Source organism: bacterium (assembly GCA_035703895.1).
Lineage (GTDB): Bacteria > Sysuimicrobiota > Sysuimicrobiia > Sysuimicrobiales > Segetimicrobiaceae > Segetimicrobium.
The window spans coordinates 1-19,650 of sequence record DASSXJ010000159.1 but is presented as its reverse complement, the minus strand read 5'-3'; the positions used below and the strand labels follow the sequence as shown (position 1 = coordinate 19,650).

The 19,650-nt window shown below is 67.2% G+C and carries 20 protein-coding genes; 6 read left to right on the top strand and 14 right to left on the bottom strand.

The window, feature by feature from the left end; genetic code table 11:
* Nucleotides 1–11: 11 nt before the first annotated feature.
* Nucleotides 12–824, bottom strand: coding sequence for a creatininase family protein (locus tag VFP86_11125; protein ID HET9000190.1), 813 nt, complete (start codon nucleotides 822–824; stop codon nucleotides 12–14).
* Nucleotides 825–1,008: 184 nt separating this feature from the next.
* On the opposite strand from VFP86_11125, the gene VFP86_11120 reads away from it, so the two are divergent.
* From VFP86_11120 to VFP86_11110, 3 genes are all read left to right on the top strand, one after another.
* Nucleotides 1,009–1,302, top strand: coding sequence for a GYD domain-containing protein (locus VFP86_11120; GenBank protein HET9000189.1), 294 nt, complete (start codon nucleotides 1,009–1,011; stop codon nucleotides 1,300–1,302).
* Between the two features lie 312 nt (nucleotides 1,303–1,614).
* Nucleotides 1,615–2,514, top strand: coding sequence for a DMT family transporter (locus tag VFP86_11115; GenBank protein ID HET9000188.1), 900 nt, complete (start codon nucleotides 1,615–1,617; stop codon nucleotides 2,512–2,514).
* A 70-nt stretch (nucleotides 2,515–2,584) separates the two neighbouring features.
* Entirely contained in the window at nucleotides 2,585–3,505 is a 921-nt protein-coding gene (locus VFP86_11110; GenBank protein HET9000187.1) for a dihydrodipicolinate synthase family protein, read from the top strand.
* On the opposite strand, the gene VFP86_11105 is transcribed toward VFP86_11110, so the two are convergent.
* Genes VFP86_11105 through VFP86_11070 form a run of 8 tightly spaced genes read right to left on the bottom strand, consistent with a single transcriptional unit; the run spans nucleotide 3,498 to nucleotide 11,932 of the window.
* Nucleotides 3,498–4,337, bottom strand: coding sequence for a YihY/virulence factor BrkB family protein (locus VFP86_11105; protein HET9000186.1), 840 nt, complete (start codon nucleotides 4,335–4,337; stop codon nucleotides 3,498–3,500). The two genes, VFP86_11110 and VFP86_11105, sit on opposite strands and share 8 nt — an antisense overlap.
* The gene (locus VFP86_11100; protein ID HET9000185.1) at nucleotides 4,334–5,233 is read right to left on the bottom strand and encodes a class I SAM-dependent methyltransferase family protein; all 900 of its coding nucleotides are present in this window, start codon (nucleotides 5,231–5,233) and stop codon (nucleotides 4,334–4,336) included. The genes VFP86_11105 and VFP86_11100 overlap by 4 nt, the downstream gene beginning before the upstream one ends.
* A gap of 13 nt (nucleotides 5,234–5,246) precedes the next feature.
* Nucleotides 5,247–6,155: a phosphatidate cytidylyltransferase gene (locus VFP86_11095; GenBank protein HET9000184.1), complete on the bottom strand. Its 909-nt coding sequence runs from the start codon at nucleotides 6,153–6,155 to the stop codon at nucleotides 5,247–5,249.
* Nucleotides 6,152–6,763, bottom strand: coding sequence for a CDP-alcohol phosphatidyltransferase family protein (locus tag VFP86_11090; GenBank protein ID HET9000183.1), 612 nt, complete (start codon nucleotides 6,761–6,763; stop codon nucleotides 6,152–6,154). Before VFP86_11090 ends, VFP86_11095 begins: the two co-directional genes overlap by 4 nt.
* Nucleotides 6,760–8,028, bottom strand: coding sequence for a 1-acyl-sn-glycerol-3-phosphate acyltransferase (locus VFP86_11085; GenBank protein HET9000182.1), 1,269 nt, complete (start codon nucleotides 8,026–8,028; stop codon nucleotides 6,760–6,762). Before VFP86_11085 ends, VFP86_11090 begins: the two co-directional genes overlap by 4 nt.
* A complete protein-coding gene (locus VFP86_11080) occupies nucleotides 8,025–8,948 on the bottom strand; it encodes an alpha/beta hydrolase (GenBank protein ID HET9000181.1) in 924 nt (307 codons plus the stop codon). The genes VFP86_11085 and VFP86_11080 overlap by 4 nt, the downstream gene beginning before the upstream one ends.
* The gene (locus VFP86_11075; GenBank protein ID HET9000180.1) at nucleotides 8,948–10,240 is read right to left on the bottom strand and encodes an MFS transporter; all 1,293 of its coding nucleotides are present in this window, start codon (nucleotides 10,238–10,240) and stop codon (nucleotides 8,948–8,950) included. The genes VFP86_11080 and VFP86_11075 overlap by 1 nt, the downstream gene beginning before the upstream one ends.
* Entirely contained in the window at nucleotides 10,241–11,932 is a 1,692-nt protein-coding gene (locus VFP86_11070; protein HET9000179.1) for a long-chain fatty acid--CoA ligase, read from the bottom strand.
* 264 nt (nucleotides 11,933–12,196) lie between these two features.
* Here VFP86_11070 and VFP86_11065 point away from each other — a divergent pair, with 264 nt between their 5' ends.
* Nucleotides 12,197–12,823 carry a lysophospholipid acyltransferase family protein gene (locus VFP86_11065; protein ID HET9000178.1) on the top strand — a complete coding sequence of 209 codons (627 nt, stop codon included), beginning with the start codon at nucleotides 12,197–12,199 and terminating at the stop codon, nucleotides 12,821–12,823.
* On the opposite strand, the gene VFP86_11060 is transcribed toward VFP86_11065, so the two are convergent.
* From VFP86_11060 to VFP86_11045, 4 genes are all read right to left on the bottom strand, one after another.
* Nucleotides 12,820–13,494, bottom strand: a complete 675-nt coding sequence (locus tag VFP86_11060) for a response regulator transcription factor (protein ID HET9000177.1) — start codon at nucleotides 13,492–13,494, stop codon at nucleotides 12,820–12,822. The two genes, VFP86_11065 and VFP86_11060, sit on opposite strands and share 4 nt — an antisense overlap.
* A complete protein-coding gene (locus VFP86_11055; protein ID HET9000176.1) occupies nucleotides 13,491–14,639 on the bottom strand; it encodes a sensor histidine kinase in 1,149 nt (382 codons plus the stop codon). Before VFP86_11055 ends, VFP86_11060 begins: the two co-directional genes overlap by 4 nt.
* A gap of 151 nt (nucleotides 14,640–14,790) precedes the next feature.
* Nucleotides 14,791–16,206, bottom strand: a complete 1,416-nt coding sequence (locus VFP86_11050; GenBank protein ID HET9000175.1) for an aldehyde dehydrogenase family protein — start codon at nucleotides 16,204–16,206, stop codon at nucleotides 14,791–14,793.
* A gap of 98 nt (nucleotides 16,207–16,304) precedes the next feature.
* The gene (locus VFP86_11045) at nucleotides 16,305–17,078 is read right to left on the bottom strand and encodes a roadblock/LC7 domain-containing protein (GenBank protein HET9000174.1); all 774 of its coding nucleotides are present in this window, start codon (nucleotides 17,076–17,078) and stop codon (nucleotides 16,305–16,307) included.
* A 331-nt stretch (nucleotides 17,079–17,409) separates the two neighbouring features.
* Between VFP86_11045 and VFP86_11040 the strand changes: the two genes are divergently transcribed.
* Nucleotides 17,410–18,345, top strand: a complete 936-nt coding sequence (locus tag VFP86_11040) for a 2-dehydropantoate 2-reductase (protein HET9000173.1) — start codon at nucleotides 17,410–17,412, stop codon at nucleotides 18,343–18,345.
* A 67-nt stretch (nucleotides 18,346–18,412) separates the two neighbouring features.
* On the opposite strand, the gene VFP86_11035 is transcribed toward VFP86_11040, so the two are convergent.
* On the bottom strand, nucleotides 18,413–18,892 hold the full coding sequence (locus VFP86_11035; GenBank protein ID HET9000172.1) for a DinB family protein: 480 nt from the start codon (nucleotides 18,890–18,892) through the stop codon (nucleotides 18,413–18,415).
* A gap of 122 nt (nucleotides 18,893–19,014) precedes the next feature.
* Here VFP86_11035 and VFP86_11030 point away from each other — a divergent pair, with 122 nt between their 5' ends.
* Nucleotides 19,015–19,380 (top strand): DUF4260 domain-containing protein, encoded by a 366-nt coding sequence (locus VFP86_11030; GenBank protein HET9000171.1) that lies wholly within the window; start codon nucleotides 19,015–19,017, stop codon nucleotides 19,378–19,380.
* Nucleotides 19,381–19,650: the final 270 nt, after the last annotated feature.

Sequence of the window (19,650 nt, the reverse complement as noted above, 5' to 3'; positions counted from 1 at the left end):
CAGGCCGAGGGTCAGGATTTGGCCAAGGCCCGAGACACGTCGATCTTCTCGAATTCCCGCGCGAATGCTGAGCAATACTCGACTAGGCGCTCGATCGACTCCTCGCCTTTCCGACGCAGCGCCTCCAGCGCGCCTTCGTCGATCTCCGGGGGGCTCGCGACGTCGATGTCCCACGCGTCGACGGGGATGATCACCTGGGCGCCTTGATATTCGAAGCTGTTGAAGCCGAGCGGCTTGATCTTCTCGCCGAACAGGCGCCGCAGCGCCGGGTCGGTGCCCCACTCTCCCTTGTACCCGCCGCCCCGGAGGTCGGCGATCTCGGTTCCGTCAATCGCCATCGCGATGGCCAGTTCCCAGATATGACTCCCCTCGGGAAAGGCGGCCGGCATGAGTTTTTTGCCGACCGTCCACCACTCTACGACCGCGGCCACCATGCCCAGCCCGCGGATGTTGCGGCCAGTTCTGATCAAGGGCTCGCGGTTCCCGCCGTGGCCATTCAGAAAGATGATCTTTCGAATCCCGTTTCGGTGGAGGCTCCGGCAGATGTCGGTGTAAAACCCTTCCAACACGTGCTGGCTGATGGCAATCGATCCGGGATATTCCCTCATCTTGTCGTTCTCGCCGTACGGGAGGGACGGGAGGACCATCAAACCGGTCTGCTTGCCCACTCGATCAGCCAACGCGTCGACCGAAGTCGCATCAATGCCGATCGGGGTGGGCCCGTGTCCGTGCAGCGTGCCGACGGGCATGATCACCGTGTCGGACCTCTTGAACGCCTCCTCCGCTTCCATCCAAGACATCTCAATCAACCGATACTTCTTCAAAGTGCACCTCCTCGAAAGGATGGCGTCGGCTTCCCGAAGTATGTGCCCGATCGTCGGTTGCCCAGGGTCATCCGAAATTCCTGCGCGACATCGCGTCGTCTCCCACAGGCAGGGGCGTCAATGTCCCGGTTAGTAATCCTTACTCGAATGGGTGACAAAAATCCGGAGTGCGGGGGTGAAGGACATGCCGACGTACATCAGCTTGATCAAGTACACGCAAAAGGGGCTCGAAGACATCAAGCACAGCCCGGACCGCGTCGAGGTGGTGCGCAAGGCGGCGCGCCAAGCGGGAGGAGACTTGAAGGCATTCTACCTCACGATGGGCCAGTACGATGCGGTCTCCATCGTCGAATCCCCAAACGATGAAACCATGGCGCGGAGCGCGCTCGCGGCCGCCATGCGCGGCACGGTGCACACGGAAACATTTCGGGCGTTCACCGAAGACGAGTTCAAGAAGATTGTGGCGTCGCTGCCGTAAGCCGCGGGCGCGCCCTCGCGCTCCGAGGCAGGATGTCTCCGCAGGGATGTCTCTATCGGGGGCGTCGTGGGTATACACACTGTGGCGGCACGTGGGAGGCCGGCTGATCTCAACCGCACCCTACTTTGGGCATCCTATTATACGATCCATCGGGTGCCAGGATAGGCTGCACAGGACGACTTGAGTCGTCCAAGATCGCCATCGCCTGCGGGTTTAAACCCCATCCCCTGCCGCCTTTTCTTTTTCTCAAACACCCGCGCGTCGCCGCGCGCGCTCCAGGCACACGTACGGGTAGAGTACAATGAAACCATTATGGCCTCCGCCGCGCCCCTTCGAAAGCTCGCGGCGTGGATCCGGCCAGAACCGCTGGCCGCGGTCATCCTCTGGGGCGGAATCTATCCCGCCGCCAAGGTGGGGCTCGCGGAGATCCCGCCGCTCGCCTTCACGTATCTGCGCGTCGTTCTCGCCGCAGGAGTCCTCGCCGCCGCCGCGCGGGCCTCGAGACCGGTGCCTGCCTCGCGCGGCCTCCGGGTCGCGCTGCTCGGCGCCGGCATCGCCCAGGCCGCGTTCCAACTCCTGCTGATCGCCGGACTCGCGCGGACGACGGCCGGCACAAGCGCGATCCTGCTTGCCGCGTCCCCGCTCATGACCGCCGGGTGGTTGGGGCTCACCGCGCGCGACCGTGTTCCGGGCCGCCACTGGGCCGCGCTGGCTGTGGGACTCGGCGGCGTCGCGCTCGTCGTCGGGGGCGGAAGCGCGGGGTTCGATCGCCCATACCTGGCCGGAGACCTCCTCGCCCTTGCTGCCGCGGGCGCGTGGGCACTGTACAGCCTGGCGATCGAGCCGCTCGCCGGAGCGCTGGGAGGGATTCGGGCGACGGGGTGGGCGATGGGGATCGCGGGCGTGATCCTGACCCCATTTGCGCTCGCCGGAACCGCGCGGCTCGCCTGGAGCACGATCTCGCCGGCCGCATGGTCCGGCCTGGTGTACGGCGCGACGGCCGGGATGGTCGTGGCGATGACCCTTTGGGGGCGGTCGATGCACGCGCTCGGCCCCCGCCAGACGATGGTCTACGTCTACCTGGAACCAGTGTCGGCCGTTCTGATCGCCGCGGCGCTGCTGGGAGAAGCGCTCAGGCCCGAGCAGGCATTGGGTGCGCTCCTGACCTTTGCCGGCGTGTGGCTCGCGTCGACGGGGCAGACCCGACGCTGAAGGACCCGTCACGCCGTCCTCGAAGTCGCGTCGGGGAACCGCCTGCGACCCACGTGGAGGGTGAGCGACTGTGGCGAAGATCGAGCCCGGCGTCTACAACATTATGGCCACACCGTTCGACGAGTCTGGCGAGCTGGATCCGGCCAGCCTCGGGAACCTCGTCGAGTTCCAGCTGGCGCGGGGTGTCACCGGCCTCACCATCCTTGGAAACCTTGGTGAAGTTCGGTATCTGACCGATGCCGAGCGGCAGCAGGTCGTCGAGCTCACGATGACCCGTGTGAGGGGACAGGTCCCCGTCATCGTGGGCATGGGCTTCAGCGGTGCCCACGCGACGATCTCCCACGCGCGGCGGGCCGAAGCCGCCGGGGCGGCCGGCCTCATGGTGGCGCCTCCGGCCGGCGCACGGGGCCAGGACGTGATCGTGGATCATTATTCCCGGGTAGGCGAGGCCACCGCCCTCCCGATCGTCGTCTACGACGAGCCGGTGAGCAGCGGGGTCGTGATGCCGCCGGGAACGCTCGCGCGCATCGTCGAGGCCGTGCCGACGGCCTCGGTGATCAAGCTCGAGGACCCGCCGACGCCGGTCAAGCTGACGCACATCCGGAAGCTCCTGGGCGGCCGCGCGCAGATCTTCGGCGGCCTGGGCGGCGCGTTCTTCCTCGAGGAGTTGACGCGCGGCGCGGACGGCACGATGACGGGGTTTGCGTTCAGCGAGATCCTGGTCGCGATCTACCGGCAGTCCGCGGCGGGCCACGCCCCGCAGGCCCGCGCGATTTTCGAGCGCTACCTTCCCTTGATCCGCTACGAGGCGCAGCCGGGGATCGGGCTCGCGCTGCGGAAGGAGATTCTCCGCCGGCGCGGCGCAATCCGCACGTCTGTACTCCGGCCGCCGGCTCAGCCCCTCGATCCGGAGACGCTGGCCGAGCTCGCTGCGACCCTGGACGCGGTCGGCCTTGCGGGGAAGGAGAGTCCGGCGGTCACGATCACGTAGCACGCCCCGCAGCCTTTGCGTACCGCATTGCGTTGACTTCCGCCCCGGCGAGCAAGATGAACCCGAGGAAATAGGCCCACGTCATGATGAGGAAGACCAGGCTGAACGCGTCGCCGAAGCGGTTGAAGCCCGCGAAGTAGCGGATGTAGAGCGGGAACACCAGGGTCGTGACCTGCAGCGCCGTCCCGGCCAGCACCGCGCCCGGCCAGACGACCCCAAGCGAGATCCGGGCGTTCGGGATCACCAGGTAGAGCACCAGCAGCATCAGCACCACAAACGCCCAGCCGCCGGCGAGACCGAGGTACCGGCCGCCCGGCAAGGTGGGGTGCGCGCCGTCCGGGCCGATGCGGCTCCCCCGCAGGAACACGGCGACGTCCGAGGCGGCGACCGCGACGACCAGCAGCGCGGAGAACACCAGGATCATCAGGACGGCGACGGCGCGCTGGTGCACGATCCCGCGCGGCGGCACACCGAAGATCCGGCAGAACGCGACCTCGATCGCGGCGAAGAGGTTCGACCCAGCGACGACAAGCGTGATGAACGCCACGAGCCCGATAATCCCGGGATAGTTGCCCGCGGTGTTGATCACGTCGGACATCTCTTTCGCCAGCTGCGCGGGGAACGCGACGCGGATCGCCGCGAGGAGCTGCCCCCTCGCGATGGCGCCGCGTACGATAAATCCCCCGACCGCCGTCAACGCGAGGACCAGCGGAAACATCGCATACACGATGTTGAACGCGATCACGGTCGCCTGCTCGCCGACCTGGTGCGCATTCAGGCGGTCGTTGAACTGGATCGCCGCCCTGATCGGCCGGAGCTCCGCGAGCTTCACCGCACCGGCCCCGGGCGAAGATCCGGCGCAACGGGCGCGGCCGCCCCCCCGCAGACGGTCACCACGTAGAAGATCCCCCAGGGATCCCCGACCGCGTCCCAGCGGGTGAAGCCGCCCTCGCGCGCCCACCGCTCGAGCAGTTCGAGCGACCGAAGCCGCATGACCCACGGCCCTCCGTCCAGCCCCGGGAGCACGCGCGCGATCATCTCCAACTGCGGGTGATACGGCTGCGCGGTAAAGATGAATGTCCCGTCTGGCGCGAGGATCCGCCGGACGCGGCCAAAGTGCGGCCGGATCAGCGCGTCGTCGGGGATGATCTCGTAGAGGCCGGACGTGACCACGATATCGGGCCGCGGTGAGAGGGCCGCAAGCTCCTGGGGATCGAACGCGTTGCCGGGCTCGAAGTGGACGTTGCGCAGGTCGAGCGCCTCCGCGCGCCGGCGGCCCTCATCGAGTCCCTCGCGCCGCAGGTCGCGGAGCAGCGCCGTGACGCCGCCCGGTCCCACCTCGCTCAACACCTCGAGCAGGTACCGGCCACCCCCGGCCGCCAGGTCGACGATATGCGTCGCCTGTCCGCGCGCCCGCCGCTCCTCGATCACCCCCCGCAGGACTTGCTTCAGGTGCTCCTTCCGTAAGCGGATCCCGCGCCAGCCGACCGCATTCAAGAACCCCCGGTCGATGAGCGCGCCGATTCCCCACCGCCCCCGGGCGCGGTTCTCGTACACGTAGTCGAGCATCACCCCCGAGTTGAACCCGTGCCGGTACCCGAGGTCGATGCCGCCGGCGGTCCGGCCGACGGTGCGGAGCATCAGCGACTGCGCTCCGAAGTACCAGGCCTTGGGGTGCCACGGGGGAAGCGGGCGCCGCAGGTCCTCGTAGGTGGGAAGCCGTTTCACACGCGCACCTCCCTCACCGCCTCAGGCCCAAGACCGCGAGCGCGAAGTAGTAGATCGGGGTCGTGTACAGGATCGAGTCGAAGCGGTCGAGGACGCCGCCGTGTCCGGGTAAGATCGTCCCCATGTCCTTCACGCCCCGGTCCCGCTTGATCACCGAGATCACGAGATCGCCCATCGGGCCCGTGAGCGCGATCAAGGTCGCGAGCACGAGCACCTGCGCCCGGCTCACCGCAGGGATCGCGAAGTGGAACAGCAGCCCGGCCGCGATCGTCGCCGCGGCACCGCCCAAGAATCCCACCACGGTTTTCCCCGGAGAGACTTCCGGAATGAGCGGTCGACTGTAACGGCCGAAGAGCTTGCCGGCCCAATACGACGCGTTGTCGTTGATCGCGACGCACGTCCCCATGAAGACGACGTGGCCGAACCCGCCCGGCTCCGCCCTCAGGAAGATGAGGCGCGCGAACAGCCAGGCGAGGTACATCAGGCCGAAGACGACCACCCCGACTTCATAGACTGCGCCGGTCGTCCGCTTCCGGAGGACCGGGAGCGCGGAGGTCAGGATGATCACGAAGCCCGGGATGACGTAGAACCCCTCCGGATAGATCTGCGCCAGGAGCACGGTGACAAGCACCCAGATGGACGCCCATGTGCCGTATCCGTTGACGCCGGTCACACTGAACAGTTCGCGCATCCCCTGCAGGGCGATGAGCGCGACGACGCCGGCGAGCCACCAACCGCCGAGGTACGCCGGGACGATGATGAGCGGGGCGAGGACCATCCATGAGAGCGTTCGGGCCTCGAACTCCGTGAGGCCGGCCCGGCCGCGCGCGGCACCACGGAGCCGCATCACGGCGATCGCGACCCCGACGCCGAGGAAGACGCCCCCATAGATCGCGAGGCTGCGGAACAAGATCGCGGTCACGCCCGCGCCTCACGGAACGCGCTGCGGAGGCGCTGCCCGACCGTGAGCAGCGCGCCGAGCGCGATGACAATGAGCCCGACCCGCAACCACGAACCGCCCCAGATGCCCTGGCCCGCCGCGGCGATCATGAGGGCGATCTGGCGCGGGATCTTGGCGGAGACGCCTCCGTACTGGCGCGCGAGCCCAAGGGTCTGGGGCAGAATTCCCAGGTAGGACACCAGCTCAACGGCCGCGAGCGTGGCGAGGCCCAGCGCCAGCCCGGCCGGGGCGGCGAGCGCGGCTCCGCCGAAGAGGCCGATATCGGCGAGGCGGTCCGAGAACTCATTCCAAACCGCGCCCGCCCGCGAGGTCTTCCCGGTCCTGCGGGCGACCTGACCGTCCGCGACGTTTAGCAACATGCGGAGCAGGATGCACGGAACCGCGGCGAGGTACCAGCCCCGCCAGAGACACCCCCCCGCAGCGGCGGCCGAGAGGACGCCGAGACCGGTAAGGACGTTGGGATGGATGCCGATCAACACGCGCGCGACCACGGGATCGAGCGCCCGCTGGGTGCCCGCCTTGAGATAATGGTACAGCGCCCGGCTGGATGGATCTCCAGCAGACGTCACCGGGGTGGCTCCCCGTCGGTCTCCACGTTGAGCGCGTCGAGCATCGACTGAATGCTCTGCTGGAGATCGCGGACGAGACGGAGGATGGCCTCTTTGCGCAACCTGCGCTCAGCGTACTCGGCCAAGTAGCCGCGGACATCGATCGGGTCGCCGATCTTGACTGTGGCGCGCCGCTTCGCCTTAGGCGGGAACGCCTCACGGCCGTACACCTCGCGCTCGAGCTTGGCCAGCGTCTCCGCGAGGCGCTCCGGGGTGGGCTGCGCGATCAGGTAGTCCTCGGCGAAGGAGACGGACCGGGCCGCGGTCTGCGCCCACCCGAGATCGCGCCGCAGGTCGGCGGCGGCCGCCGCCTTCTCATGCTCGGGGAGATCGGCGCGGCCCTCGAGATGCGCCAATTCCTCGAGGATGTGGATGATCAGGCGGCGCGCGCGGTCGAACGCGAACTCGTCGCGCACCTTGCCGAGGTAGCGGCGCTCGAGGGTCTCGAGCAGGTGCTTCCGCACCGCCTCGACCCGGGCGTAGAGGTCGCCGGCTGGATCCGGACGGAGGCCGTACTCCTGCTCCTTGCGGTTGAGCAACTCGACCCCAAGCGCGGAGATCCGGTCGTACAGAGCGCCGGGGCGCGGCCCGCCGAAGATCGTCGCCTCGAGCCGCTCCACGGTCTCCCTCACCGCGGGCAGGATGTCGACCAGGTACCGGTACTTGATCGCGACCGGGACGATCGTGACCGGCTTGTCGGAACGGCCCTCTTTAGCGTTCTCGTTCGCGACGTCGAGCGCGAGCATCGCGACGCCGGGCTTGAACGGCATCACCAGATCGTTCAGGAGGTAGATCTCCCCCTCCGGGAAGATGAGGAGGTCGTACCGGCCGGCTTTGACGACGTCCTTGGCGACCTGCTGGCACCGCCCGTTCTCCCCGCCGCGGTTCACCGAGAACCCGCCGAGCCACTGCATCGCCAGCCCGTGGAGCCCGTGCCCGGCGTCGAAGCTCTCCCGCGTGGCCATGAAGTTGAAGTAGCGGTCGGCCCTCCGGCCCAGTTCGGTCACGACCATCGCGTCGGCGTAGTCGGAGTGGTTGGGGGTGATGATGACCCCCGGGGGCAGCCGTCTCAGCTTTTCGAGATCCCGCGCGTCGCACACCAACTTCGCCCGCCAAAGCCCGTAGAACAGGTTGACGAGGCGCATGCCGCGGATGAACGCTCGGTTGGGCTTCGGCGGCTTGAAATCTGTGACCGCGGGCGCCGTGCGCGCGTACGGCAGCGTCACGGAGGTCCCCCAAGATGCTCTTGGAAAAAGCCCACGACGCGGCGATCGTACTCCTGTGGCGCTATCCTGCGGGTCTCGCCATGGTCCGCACCCTCGACGAGCCAGAGCGCCTTCGGGTCGTGCGACGTCCGGTAGAGGGCCTGAGCCTCGCGCACATCGATGAGCCGGTCGTGCGTGCCGTGGATGATCAGCACAGGCCGGGGGCTCAGCCGCTCGATCGCCCGGACGGGTGAGACGTCCGGCATCGCGGTGCCGATCAAGCGCTCCCCCGCCCATCGGGTCGGGACGTCGAAGAGCGGCGCGGCGGGACCCCAGAGGCTGCGGAACACGCCGCTGACCGCGCGGTCCAGGCGCGTGTAGCTGCTGTCCGCGACGACGGCCTCGATCTTCGGGCACGACGCCGCCGCGAGGAGCGACGCGGCCCCGCCCATGGACAGCCCGAGGACGCCAATCCGGTGCCCGCGTTCCGCACGCCGTGCCTGTGCGAACGCGACCGCCCCGAGCACGTCCTGGGCCTCGCGGTAGCCGAGGGTGACCGGCCCCCGATCGCTCTCGCCCCAGCTCCGGAAGTCGAAGGCGAGGACGTTGAACCCCGCATCCGCCAGGACGTCCGCGAGGTCGCGCATATCGTCCTTGTTGCCCGGCCAGCCGTGGCACACCACGATCGTCGCGTCCGCATGCCGGTCGAGATACCGCCCCGCGAGCACGATGCCGTCGGCGCTCGAAAATCGGACGGGCCGGGCATCGCGGTCGCGTTCGGACGGCGTCCACCAGGACCGCCGGTAGCGCGACCACGGGAGCGGATGGACGGTGAGATACGCGGTGGCGAACGAGGAGAGGGCGATCGCGGCCCCCGCCGCCGCGAGACCCGCGCCCACCCACAAGCCCACCCGGGGCCACGTGCGCCTGCCGGCGGCCACTACCGCGCTCCCTTGATCCTCCAAACGAAGATCGAGCCGAGCATGACGTACACGATCGCGCCGGCGAAGACGACCGTGTAGCCGAGGTTCGGCGCGCGGCGGTTGAACGCGTCGAGGATCGGCCCCGCGACGATCGGGGCGAGCACCTGCGGCAGCGTGTTGGCGATCGCCCAGATACCGAGGTCCTTCGCCGCGGAGTCGCGATTCGGCAGCACGTCGATCGCAAGCGCCCAGTCGACGCTCGTGAACGCCCCATACCCGATCCCGAACAGGATGGCGATCCAGACGAGCGTGGAGAACGGCGGCTGCAGGAGGAGCCCGAGGCTCGTGAGCGCGAGGAAGATCCCCGAGACGGAGACGATCCCCTTCCGCCCGATCCGGTCGGAGATCCACCCGGCCGCAAGCGCGACGATCGTGCCGGAGGCAATCGTGATCGCGCTCAGGATGCCGGTCGTGCGCGCCGCCTCCTTGACCGTCAGGTGCAGCGTGTCCTTCACGAAGAACTGCAGGAACGTGATCATCGTGTAAAAGCCGAGCATCACGAGGCCCCGCGTCAGAAACATCCAGCCGAAGTCTGGGTACCGGCGCGGGTCGATCCAGAACGAGCGAGCGAACGCTGGGAGCGTGAGCGGCGGCCGCGACTTGAGCGGCACCTCCCGAATCTGCGAGACCATGATCGCGGTGCACGCGAGGAACAGCCCGGCGTCAATGAAATAGACGATCCCGGTCTGCCCGTGGCCGACGAAATTCCCCGCGAGGAGCGCTGCGGAGATCGTGCCGACCATCATCATGAAGCCCATCACCCCCGAGGTCAGCCCGCGCTGCGAGGGGGGAATCTTGTCCGGGATGAGGCCGTTGAACGCGCCCCCGGCAAAGTTCGTGGCAGTCTGGACAACCAGGAGCGCCGCGACGTATGCCGCGTACGTGGGCGCGTATCGCATGGCCACGATTCCTACGCAGTTGACGAGGACGCCCGCGATGACAAACGGCCTGCGCCGTCCCATGGCGAGCGTGGAGCGGTCGCTCAGGGCCCCAGAGATCGGCGAGACCACCATCGCCATGACCGCGCCGGACGCGAGCAGCAGTCCCAGGTACGCGCCCTTCTGCGCCTCGGGCACGAACCGGAGGACCTCAGCCGGGATGACCACGGTAAGGAGCGCGCCCCAGTGGAAGCTCATCGCAAACCAGAACAGGCCGAGCCAGACGAGCTCCGTGAAGGGCACGCGGCGCGTGGAGGCGTCGGCCGGGGCGGAGCCGGCCGCGAACACGCCGGTCCTCGGGATGTCGCTCATCTACGCGTCGTCGTCCGCCCGGGCGGCCACCGTCTCGCGAATCTCGCGCCGGAGCACTTTCCCGATCCACGTCTTGGGCAGCGCAGACACGACCTCGATCCGGCGCGGCACTTTGTACGGCACCAGGCGCTGTCTGAGGTAGTCTAGTAGTTCGCGCCGCACCTGCTTGGGATCGTCCGCGATGCCGTCCTTGAGGACGACCTGCGCGATCAGCAACTCGCCCCGCACCTTGTGCGTCACGCCTGTGACCGCGGCTTCCTTGACCTTGGGGTGCTCGTGGAGGATCTCCTCGATCTCGCGAGGGTAGACCTTGAGCCCGCCCACGATGACGATATCCTTCTTGCGGTCGACGATGAAGAAATACCCATCCTCGTCCATCCGGGCGATATCGCCGGTGTACAACCAGCCGTCCCGGAGGGTCGACGCGGTTTCCTCGGGGGCGTTCCAGTACCCCTTCATGACCTGCGGGCCGCGGATCACGAGCTCGCCGGCTTCACCCTGAGGCATCTCCCGCTCGCCGGTCTCCGCGTCGACAATCCGGACGTCGGTGTCCGGCAGCGGGAGGCCGATGCTTCCGGCCTTATGCGTGCCGTAGACCGGGTTGACGTGGGTCCCGGGAGATGCCTCGGTGAGGCCGTACCCTTCGACAACCTTGGCACCGGTCAATCGCTCGAACTCGGCCTGCACCTCGACCGGGAGCGGCGCCGAGCCGCTGACGCAGACCTTGATCGACTTGAGATCGTACTGCTGGACGTTCTTGAGCTGGTTGATCGCGAGATAGATGACGGGGGCGCCCGGGAAGATCGTCGGGTGGTGGCGGGCAATCATCTCGGCGATCAGCTTGGCATCCATCAGCGGCATCGGCACCAACACCACGGTCGCGGCGACACTGATCGCGGTGTTGAGCGCGACGGTGAGTCCGTAGACGTGGAAGAACGGCGCGACGCTGAGAAAGACTTCGTGCCCTTCCTTGAGGTCGGTCAGCCAGTTCCGCATCTGGGTGAAGTTGGCGACGAGGTTCCGGTGGGTCAGCATGGCGCCCTTGGGGACCCCGGTCGTGCCCCCTGTGTACTGGAGAATCGCCACGTCGTCAGGCCCCACGGACACCCCCGGGGGATTTGCCGATGCGCTTCGGAGCAAGGCGGAGAGCCGCAGCACGCCGCTCGACTGCGTCTCCTTCCGCAGCTTGTACCAGGCCAGCTGCTTCCAGGGGAACGGGAAATAATCGTACGGCTCGGTCACGATGATCGACTCGATGCTGGTCCTCGCCACGACCGGGCTCAGATTCGGCATGAGCCGTGAGAAGGTGAGGATGCACTTCGCGCCGGAGTTCGCCAGTACGGTCTCGAGGTCGTGTCCCTTGTAGAGGGGGTTGGCCGCCACGACGGTCGCGCCCGCCTTGAGCGCTCCGTAGAACGCGAAGACGAACTGGGGGAAGTTCGACAGATGGATCGCCACCCGGTCGCCGGGTTTGATGCCCAACCAGATCAGCGCGTTCGCGAACCGGTTCGCCAGCTGGTCAATCTGGCGGTAGGTAAGGACCGAGGAGAATTTCGACGTGGCCACGAGGACGGCCGCGTGATTGGGGAACCGCCGGGCATTCTCCTCGAGAAAATGGTAAACGGAGACCTTTGGATAGGATAACGTCGCCGGCACGCCCGCCTCGTAACTCTTGAGCCAGATCCGCTCCATCGAGATTCCCCCTTCCCTCGGGACGCGGCACCCCGGTAAACCTGAACGGGCATTCGGTGGTCGGGCGTGCCCTCCTCTAGTGATGCCCAGTGCGGCCCCTTTCTGCGCCAATGCTAGCGCGGCCGGTGGATCTAGGCATCGGACCGAAGTCCCATGCCCCGCCGGTGCCATGGGCCCTTGGCCCGATGCGGAGGTCCGGGGCTTGCGCTACTGTCTGACCTGGCGGGGCCTGTCATGGTCCACGCGATGAAAGGGGCCGGGACGATGAGATACGCCCTGATCCGGTGGGTCCTGAAGCGGCTTCTCAGGGCGGGTTTTCGGCTCAGCGTCATCGGGGAGGCACACCTTCCGCGGACAGGACCCGTGATTCTGGCGGCAAATCACCCCAGCCAGATGGACCCGGTGGCGCTCGGGGCGGCCCTCCAGCGCCGCGTCTCGTTCCTTGCGGCGGCGGAACTTCTGACGATGCCCGTGCTCGGAGCCCTCATCCGGCCGTTCCATCCCATACCGATACAGCGAGGCCAGTTCGACCTCCGCGCCATCAAGGAATGTCTCAACCGGCTGAGTCGAGGAGACGCCCTGCTCGTCTTCCCCGAGGGGGGAATCAGCCGGGACGGCCGGTTGCAGCCCGCCCGTGACGGTCTGGCCTTCCTCGCGGTGCGCAGCGGTGTTCCCGTCATCCCGATCGGCATCAGGGGAACCTACGATGTCTGGCCGCTCGGCACGCGTTTCCCCCACCGCGGGAGGATCGAGGTGAGGATCGGAGAAGCCGTGATACCTCAAGGTGACCTGTCACGATCTGCACAGACGGCTTTGACCGCCCGGGTCATGCAGGCGATCGCGGACCTCGCGGATGAACCTCCTCACCCGAGCCTTGCCAGAGCCATCTAGCGGCCTGTCAGCCCGGCCTTCGACGCCAGCAGCGCCGCCTCGGTTCGATGATTGACCTGTAGCTTGGACAGGATGCTGCTCACGTGGTGTTTGACCGTCTTTTCCGTAATGGAGAGGCGGCCGGCGATGTCCTGGTTGCGCAGCCCGGCGGCGAGCAGTTCGAGGACCTCTCGCTCCCGTGGCGTCAGCGCTTCAAACACGCTCGGGTCTGCGCCCCCAGACCGGGACACCTTGGCAAACTCCTGCATCACGCGGCCGACGAGCCCGGCATGGAGGATCCCGTCGCCCGCGTGAACCGCGCGGACCGCGCGCAGGATGTCTTCGGGCGTGGCGTCCTTGAGGAGATACCCTCGCGCGCCCGCCTGCAGCGCCCGAAACACGCGGTCGTCATCAGAGTAGATGGTTAAGATGACAACCTTGACATTGGGGCAGCGCTCGGCGAGCCGGCGCGTCGCCTCGATGCCGTCGAGGCGCGGCATCCCGATGTCCATCAAGACCACGTCGGCCTTCCTGGAGACCGCGAGTTCCAGGGTCTCGTGACCGTCGGCCGCCTCACCGACCACCTCGATGTCCTCGGCCATCGCCAGGAGCCGCGTGAGCGCTCTCCGCAGAACGCTCTCGTCGTCGGCCACCAACAGGCGGATCTTGCTCGGAGCGGGATCCGGCGTCACGAGGCGTCCGCCAGACACGGTACCGTGAACGTCACCGTGGTCCCCCCTCCAGGAGCCGTCGCAATGTCGAACGTGCCGCCGAGTTCCGCCGCGCGCTCGCGCATGTGCTGCAGCCCGGCGCCGAGCCGCCGCCCTTCAGGTGCTGGGGCCAGGCCGGCCCCGTCGTCGGCGATGCTGCACGTGACAAACGCGCCGTCTCGATTGAGCGTGATCGTCACAAGGCTCGCGCCGGCGTGACGCACGATATTCGTGAGCGCCTCCTGAATGATCCGCCGAAACGCGAACTCGCAGGACGGAGCCAGGGGAATCTCTCGAGCGCGGCTCTGGAGCTCCATTCTAATCTGGGTGCGTGCAGAGAGCGCCTCGAGATGCTCCCGGGCCGCCGCGACCGCGTCTCCCACTGACGGCCCGGCCGGGCGGAGCCCCATGACCAGCACCCGGATCTCGTCCAGCCCCTGACGGAGGAGCGCTTTGACATCCGGCAGGAGCTCGCGCGCACGTTCGGGTTCAGCCGGCAGCAGGCGTTCCGCTAGCTCGAGGGACTGCGTGCCCGCGGCCAGGATATGACCGATGCCGTCGTGAATCTCGCGGGCCAGCCGCTTCCGTTCCCCTTCCAACGCCAGACGTTCGTGCAGGGAGGCAACCACTCGGCCGCGCGCGACTTCCCGGAAGGCGATCCATGCCGCCCCGATGCTGACGAGGAGCACAAAAAAGAGACGCGCCGTGACGACCGGCCACCCGGCGTCCCGCGCGGCCGGCCACGTGGCCGCAACGTACCCGAGCGAAACCCATGCGGCGAGCGGCACGACCGCCCACAGGTCTAGGGTCAGGACGCCTTCGGCCAGGATCAGGAAGTAAACGAGGTAGAAGTCCGTCTTAATCCCCCCGAGCAACCGCACCGCCGCGCTGACAAGCGCCGCATCGAGAAACAAGAAAGCGTATTCCGTCCACGCCGGAACGTCCCTCCGCATCACCACCCCGGTGCGCAGAAACAAGTAAACCAGCGTACCGGCCACCAGCCGGTTGATGGCCGGAGGCCACGGTCCGAGCAGCACCCTCCACAGACCCAGACAGGCCAGGAGCGCCCAGGTCAGGATCAGCACCGCCCGCTGCCTGCGCATGCGGATTTCCGCAGCGGCTTCCATTACGTCACCTTCAGAGGTACGCCGGATACGAAGGGGACGTTTTTGGTACCCGGCCGGCATGTCCTGCCGGCACCCGCCTTCGAAAAGCGACCGCTCCCGGTCCGGTCGATCCGGGCCGGGAGCAGTGTATGCACGCTCGAGGCCGTGATTGCTAGGAGAGGTGGATCACCACCATCTTGGTTTCGGTCATCTCTTGGACGGCGTACTTCGGCCCTTCCTTGCCGAAGCCGCTCTCCTTTAAGCCGCCGTAGGGCATGAGATCTGCCCGCCACTGCGGCCCCCAATTGATGTGGAGGTTGCCCGACTCGACCTCGTGCACGAACTTCATCGCCCAGTCGATGTTCTGCGTGAAGATCCCGGCGGAGAGGCCGTAGTTGGTGTCGTTGGCCATCGCGATGGCTTCGTCGATGGTACCGACCGGCGTGACCGCAACGGCCGGGCCGAACAGCTCGCTCTTGGACACCTGCATATCGGGCTTGACATCTGCCAGCACGGTCGGCGCGTAGATCGCGCCCCGCCGCTCCCCGCCGGTCACGAGCTTGGCCCCGGCCTTCACGGCCTCCTTGACCCACTCCTCGACGCGCTCGGCATCGCGCTCGCGCACCATCGGGCCGACCTTCGTCTGCTCCTCAAGTGGGTTGCCTGTCGCGAGCGCCGCCACCTTCGGCTTGAGGGCATTGAGAAAGTCGTTGTAAATTCCCTTGAGCGGGAGCACGCGCTGCAAACTGATGCACACCTGCCCCGCGTTGCTGTAGCCGGTCGCCGCCACGGCGGATGCGACTTTGTCCAAATCTGCGTCGGGCATCACGATGAGCGGCGAGTTGCTCCCGAGCTCCATCGTCACTTTTTTCAGGCCGGCGACCTGGCAGATGCGCTCGCCGACGTCCCGGCTCCCGGTGAAGGTGATCTTCCGCACCCGGGGATCGCGGCAGAGCCCCTCCCCGACCTCGCTGCCTGCTCCCGTGAGGCACTGGATGGCCTCGGGCGGCGTGCCGGCCTCGAGCAAGATCTTGACGAGTTTCAGCCCGCTGAGTGGGGTGTCGGTGGCCGGCTTCAGAATGACGCTGTTGCCGGCCGCGAGCGCCGGGCCGACCTTGTGGCAGACCAGATGGAGGGGGAAGTTGAACGGACTGATCCCGACGACCACCCCGCACGGGACCCGCACCGTGAACCCGAACTTGTTGACCGTGCCCGGGGCGCCGTCGAGCGGGATCACTTCGGCGTAGAGGCGCTTGGCCTCCTCCGCCGAGAGGTTGATAATCTCGGTGGCCCGCATCACCTCGAACCGGGCTTCCCCGATGATCTTCCCTTCCTCGAGCGTAATCGTCCGGGCGAGATCGTCGGCGTCCCGGGCCATCAGGTCGGCGGCCTTGTGGAGGATCTGATAGCGCTGGTACCCGGTGAGCTTCCGCATTGCCCGTGCGCCGCGCACGGCGGTGGCCAGCGCGCGCTCGATGTCGTCGGCGTCGGCCTTCGGCACGGTGTCGATCTGAGAACCATCATAGGGGTTGATTACAGGGATGGTCTTGGGCTTGTCTACCCACTCGGTCCCGACGTACATCTTCATGGCTCCCCACCTCCGGCTCGGGTCTCGCTCGGGCGACTCGCCCGCCTTCCTATAGATTACTCTCCGGTGGGGCGCAACGCCAGCGCGCCGGCGCACCCCTAAGGGACGCGTCCGATCATGGCGGCAAGATGGGCAACCGGGTTGGAGATGCGCAGGATCAGGCGGACATCCGTCCGCTCAATGACGTCCAGGGTACATTCACCGAAGGACCTACCGGTAATCGATACGAGTGCCCCTCCGCCCTCGAAATCGACACCGAGGGTGACGATGCCGGGCGCGTATGTCTTCAGGCTCGCCGATCGGACGCCTTTCACATGCGAGAGGGCGGTCACCAGCCTCATGGCCAGGTGAAAGGAGTTGACGCCGGTCACGATAATCTCCCCGGCCGTGGCAGCGGCCGGCCGCTGATCCGAGGCCCGTTCGATCGTTCGGACGATTTCGCCGGCCCCATTCCCATTCGTCGAGGTCATATCCGAAATCATCCGCCGGAGATTCGGGGTGGTGGCCGGGACGGCGCGTTGTGCCGCGCGGATGGCTTCGCCGGCACGGCGCAGCTCGTAGCGGATCCGGCCGACCCTGCAGGAAGCATCTCCCAGAACCAGGAGGACGGCATCGCGGCCCACCGGCATCAGGTGCAGCAGGCCGTGCGCGGTCGCGCTCAACAACGCGTGCGGTCTCCCGATCCCCGCCTCCGAGCCGACCCACTCCCATCGCGACAGCAGGTCGCGCCCCAGGGCCCGCACCGGCTCCGGATCCACTCCTTCCGACACCGACAGCTCGGTGATCGATCCATCGACCTTCATGAGGATCGCGGCGACGATACCCGGCACCCGGGTCATGTGGCCGAGGACCTCGCCGAGACTAGACATCATGCCTCACCCCCTTAAGGCCGGAGGAGTGGTAGTCGCATACATGCCGGCGTGCACGATTCACGGGACCGTATGAACGGAATCAGTGCGAGGTACGTCAGAAGCAACAAATGAGACGAGCCCGACCCCGATACACTTATGCATGGATCGTTGGAATCCTGCCGTCCGAACAGGTGTGAGATCAGATTGTGTCTGAGATCTCCCGCAACTTCCCGGGAGAGTTCCCGACGCTTTGGGGGAACTCGGTCTTCGTCTCGGACCCATGCATGACCGGATACTATAATGGAGAACTGGGGCAACTGTCCATTGCGTCGGGACAACGAGGAGGCGCTTGATGCGCGTGGCGGTGATGGGCACGGGGGGGACGGGGGGCTTCTACGGCGGCCTGCTCGCGCGGGCGGGGGACGACGTCACCTTTATCGCAAGGGGAGCGCACCTCGCGGCGATCCGCACGCGGGGGCTAACCGTGAAGTCCCGGCTGGCAGGCGAGTTCACGATCCCCGCCAAGGCCACCGCCGATCCGCAGGAGATCGGCCGGGCCGACCTCGTCCTCTTCTGTGTGAAGACCTACGACACGGAACCGGCGGCCGCCCTGATCCGACCGGTCGTGGGGCCGGGCACGGTGATCGTGTCCGTGCAGAACGGGATCGACAACGACGAGCGGATCGCCCGGGTCGTCGCTGGGGGCACGACGATCTGCGCGGCGGCCCAGGTGAACGCACACGTCGAGGGGCCGGGGGTGATCGGGCAGACCGCGGGCGCCGGGCGCTTGATCTTTGGGGCCAACGCGGGAAACCTTGGCAAGCGTAACGAGCAGCTGTACATGCACTTCAAGGACGCGGGGATCGCGGCCGAACTGCAGCCCGACATCAAGGCCGTCCTATGGAGCAAATTCATGTTCATCTGCGGGTTCAGCGGCGTGACGGCGCTCACGCGGCTGACGATCGGTCCGATCCTGGCCTGTCCGGAGACCAAGGCCTTGTTCCGGGGAACGATGGCCGAGGTCGAGGCAGTGGCCAAGTCACAGGGCGTCGCGCTGGCAGTTGGGATCCCGGACCAGGGGCTCAAGATGTCGTCGGGGCTCGAGCCGTGGGCGAAAGGATCCATGGCGCATGACCTCGCATCGGGGCGGCGCCTGGAGCTGGAGAGCCTCAACGGAACGGTAGTCCGGCTGGGGCAGGCGAAGACCGTTCCGACGCCGTTCAACTTCGCAATCTACGGGGCGCTTAAACCGTTTGTGAACGGTTCGCCGGCCACCCCCAAATCGTAGCCGGCCGAAAAGGCGGCGCCGCGCTGAGGGGCCCCCATCGCCTATTGCGGATAGAACGGCGCAGCGGCTAGTCCTCCCAGGCGCCCAACATCCGGCGGAGCACGATCAGCTGCCCCAGGTGGTACGCGTTGTGGTCGGCCACCAGGAGCAGCTCGTGAAGGATGGTCGGGCCGGCCGGATCGGCAGGGACTCGCGCAAGGAGATCTTTTGATGGATCTTCGGCCATCTTCATGAGCGCCTTGAGGCCGGCCTCGAAGGCTCGGGCGCTCTTCGCCCACGCCTCTCGGGCCGGTGGCTCCGGCGCCGGCCAGTACTCCGCCGGCCAGGCGGGGGAGACATGCTTGGGGTTACGGATGTACTCGAGGATATCCCACTGGCAGATGCGCAGATGCTCGAGTTGCTGCCACGGCGTGTAGGGCGCCCCTCGGGGCTTTCTGCCCTGCAGCGTCGCGGGCATTCCTGCGACCGCCTTCTTGAACCCGACGTGCGCGTGCCCGCCGCGCAGGAGCCAGACCACCTCGTCCCGCAGCGCTCTGTCGGTCGGCATGATTGACTCCCTTCGTGAAGGATGTGCAGCAGAGTTCGGCAAGCGCGCTGTCTAGAGCCTGCTGGGAGACGGCCGCCTCTCCACCGAAGGAGCCTGCATCTCAGGACCGCGAGGGAGCTGCCATGTTCACGTTCTTGCTCAGCCCGCTGAACCTCATCCGCGTGGAAGGATTGGCCGTAGCCGTGCTGGCCGCGGTCGTGTACTCGCGAATCAGCGGGGCCTGGCTTGTGTTCTTGCTGCTGTTCTTCGTGCCCGATCTCTCGATGCTTGGCTACCTTGCGGGACCCCGCGCCGGAGCAGCAATTTACAACATCGTCCACACGTACCTCGCGCCGATCCTCCTCGGCGCCATCGGCGTGTTCACACAACGGGCCCTCATCCTGTCTCTGGCACTGATCCTATTCGCGCACATTGGGATCGACCGGCTGCTCGGGTTCGGGCTGAAGTATCCAAGCGGTTTCAAGGACACCCACCTGCAACGGCTGTGACTGGACCTCGGCCTCGGAGGGTGGCCCCGGCCGCGCTCGATTTCGCGGGCGGATCGCAACACACCGGCGGCGAAGCCATCACCACCCTGCTCCTGGCTGGCGGCGGGGAACCGATGTTCCGGCGGGGAGTTCGTGGCGATGGCGGGGCATGACGGAGACGTGCGCCAGGAGGAAAAGGAAACCAACCGCCTCGAGGCGTTCAGCGATGGGGTGTTCGCCGTCGCGATCACGATCCTCGTGTTCGGCATCACGGTGCCTCGCGGTCTCCCG

What these genes read in the sequence shown, in the direction of transcription:
- VFP86_11120 (HET9000189.1), top strand. Translation starts at nt 1,009, where the DNA reads ATGCCGACGTACATCAGCTTGATCAAGTACACGCAAAAGGGGCTCGAA.
- VFP86_11035 (HET9000172.1), bottom strand. Translation starts at nt 18,892, where the DNA reads ATGCCGACCGACAGAGCGCTGCGGGACGAGGTGGTCTGGCTCCTGCGC.
- VFP86_11030 (HET9000171.1), top strand. Translation starts at nt 19,015, where the DNA reads ATGTTCACGTTCTTGCTCAGCCCGCTGAACCTCATCCGCGTGGAAGGA.
- VFP86_11070 (HET9000179.1), bottom strand. Translation starts at nt 11,932, where the DNA reads ATGGAGCGGATCTGGCTCAAGAGTTACGAGGCGGGCGTGCCGGCGACG.
- VFP86_11055 (HET9000176.1), bottom strand. Translation starts at nt 14,639, where the DNA reads ATGGAAGCCGCTGCGGAAATCCGCATGCGCAGGCAGCGGGCGGTGCTG.
- VFP86_11075 (HET9000180.1), bottom strand. Translation starts at nt 10,240, where the DNA reads ATGAGCGACATCCCGAGGACCGGCGTGTTCGCGGCCGGCTCCGCCCCG.
- VFP86_11045 (HET9000174.1), bottom strand. Translation starts at nt 17,078, where the DNA reads ATGATGTCTAGTCTCGGCGAGGTCCTCGGCCACATGACCCGGGTGCCG.
- VFP86_11050 (HET9000175.1), bottom strand. Translation starts at nt 16,206, where the DNA reads ATGAAGATGTACGTCGGGACCGAGTGGGTAGACAAGCCCAAGACCATC.
- VFP86_11040 (HET9000173.1), top strand. Translation starts at nt 17,410, where the DNA reads ATGCGCGTGGCGGTGATGGGCACGGGGGGGACGGGGGGCTTCTACGGC.
- VFP86_11065 (HET9000178.1), top strand. Translation starts at nt 12,197, where the DNA reads ATGAGATACGCCCTGATCCGGTGGGTCCTGAAGCGGCTTCTCAGGGCG.
- VFP86_11115 (HET9000188.1), top strand. Translation starts at nt 1,615, where the DNA reads ATGGCCTCCGCCGCGCCCCTTCGAAAGCTCGCGGCGTGGATCCGGCCA.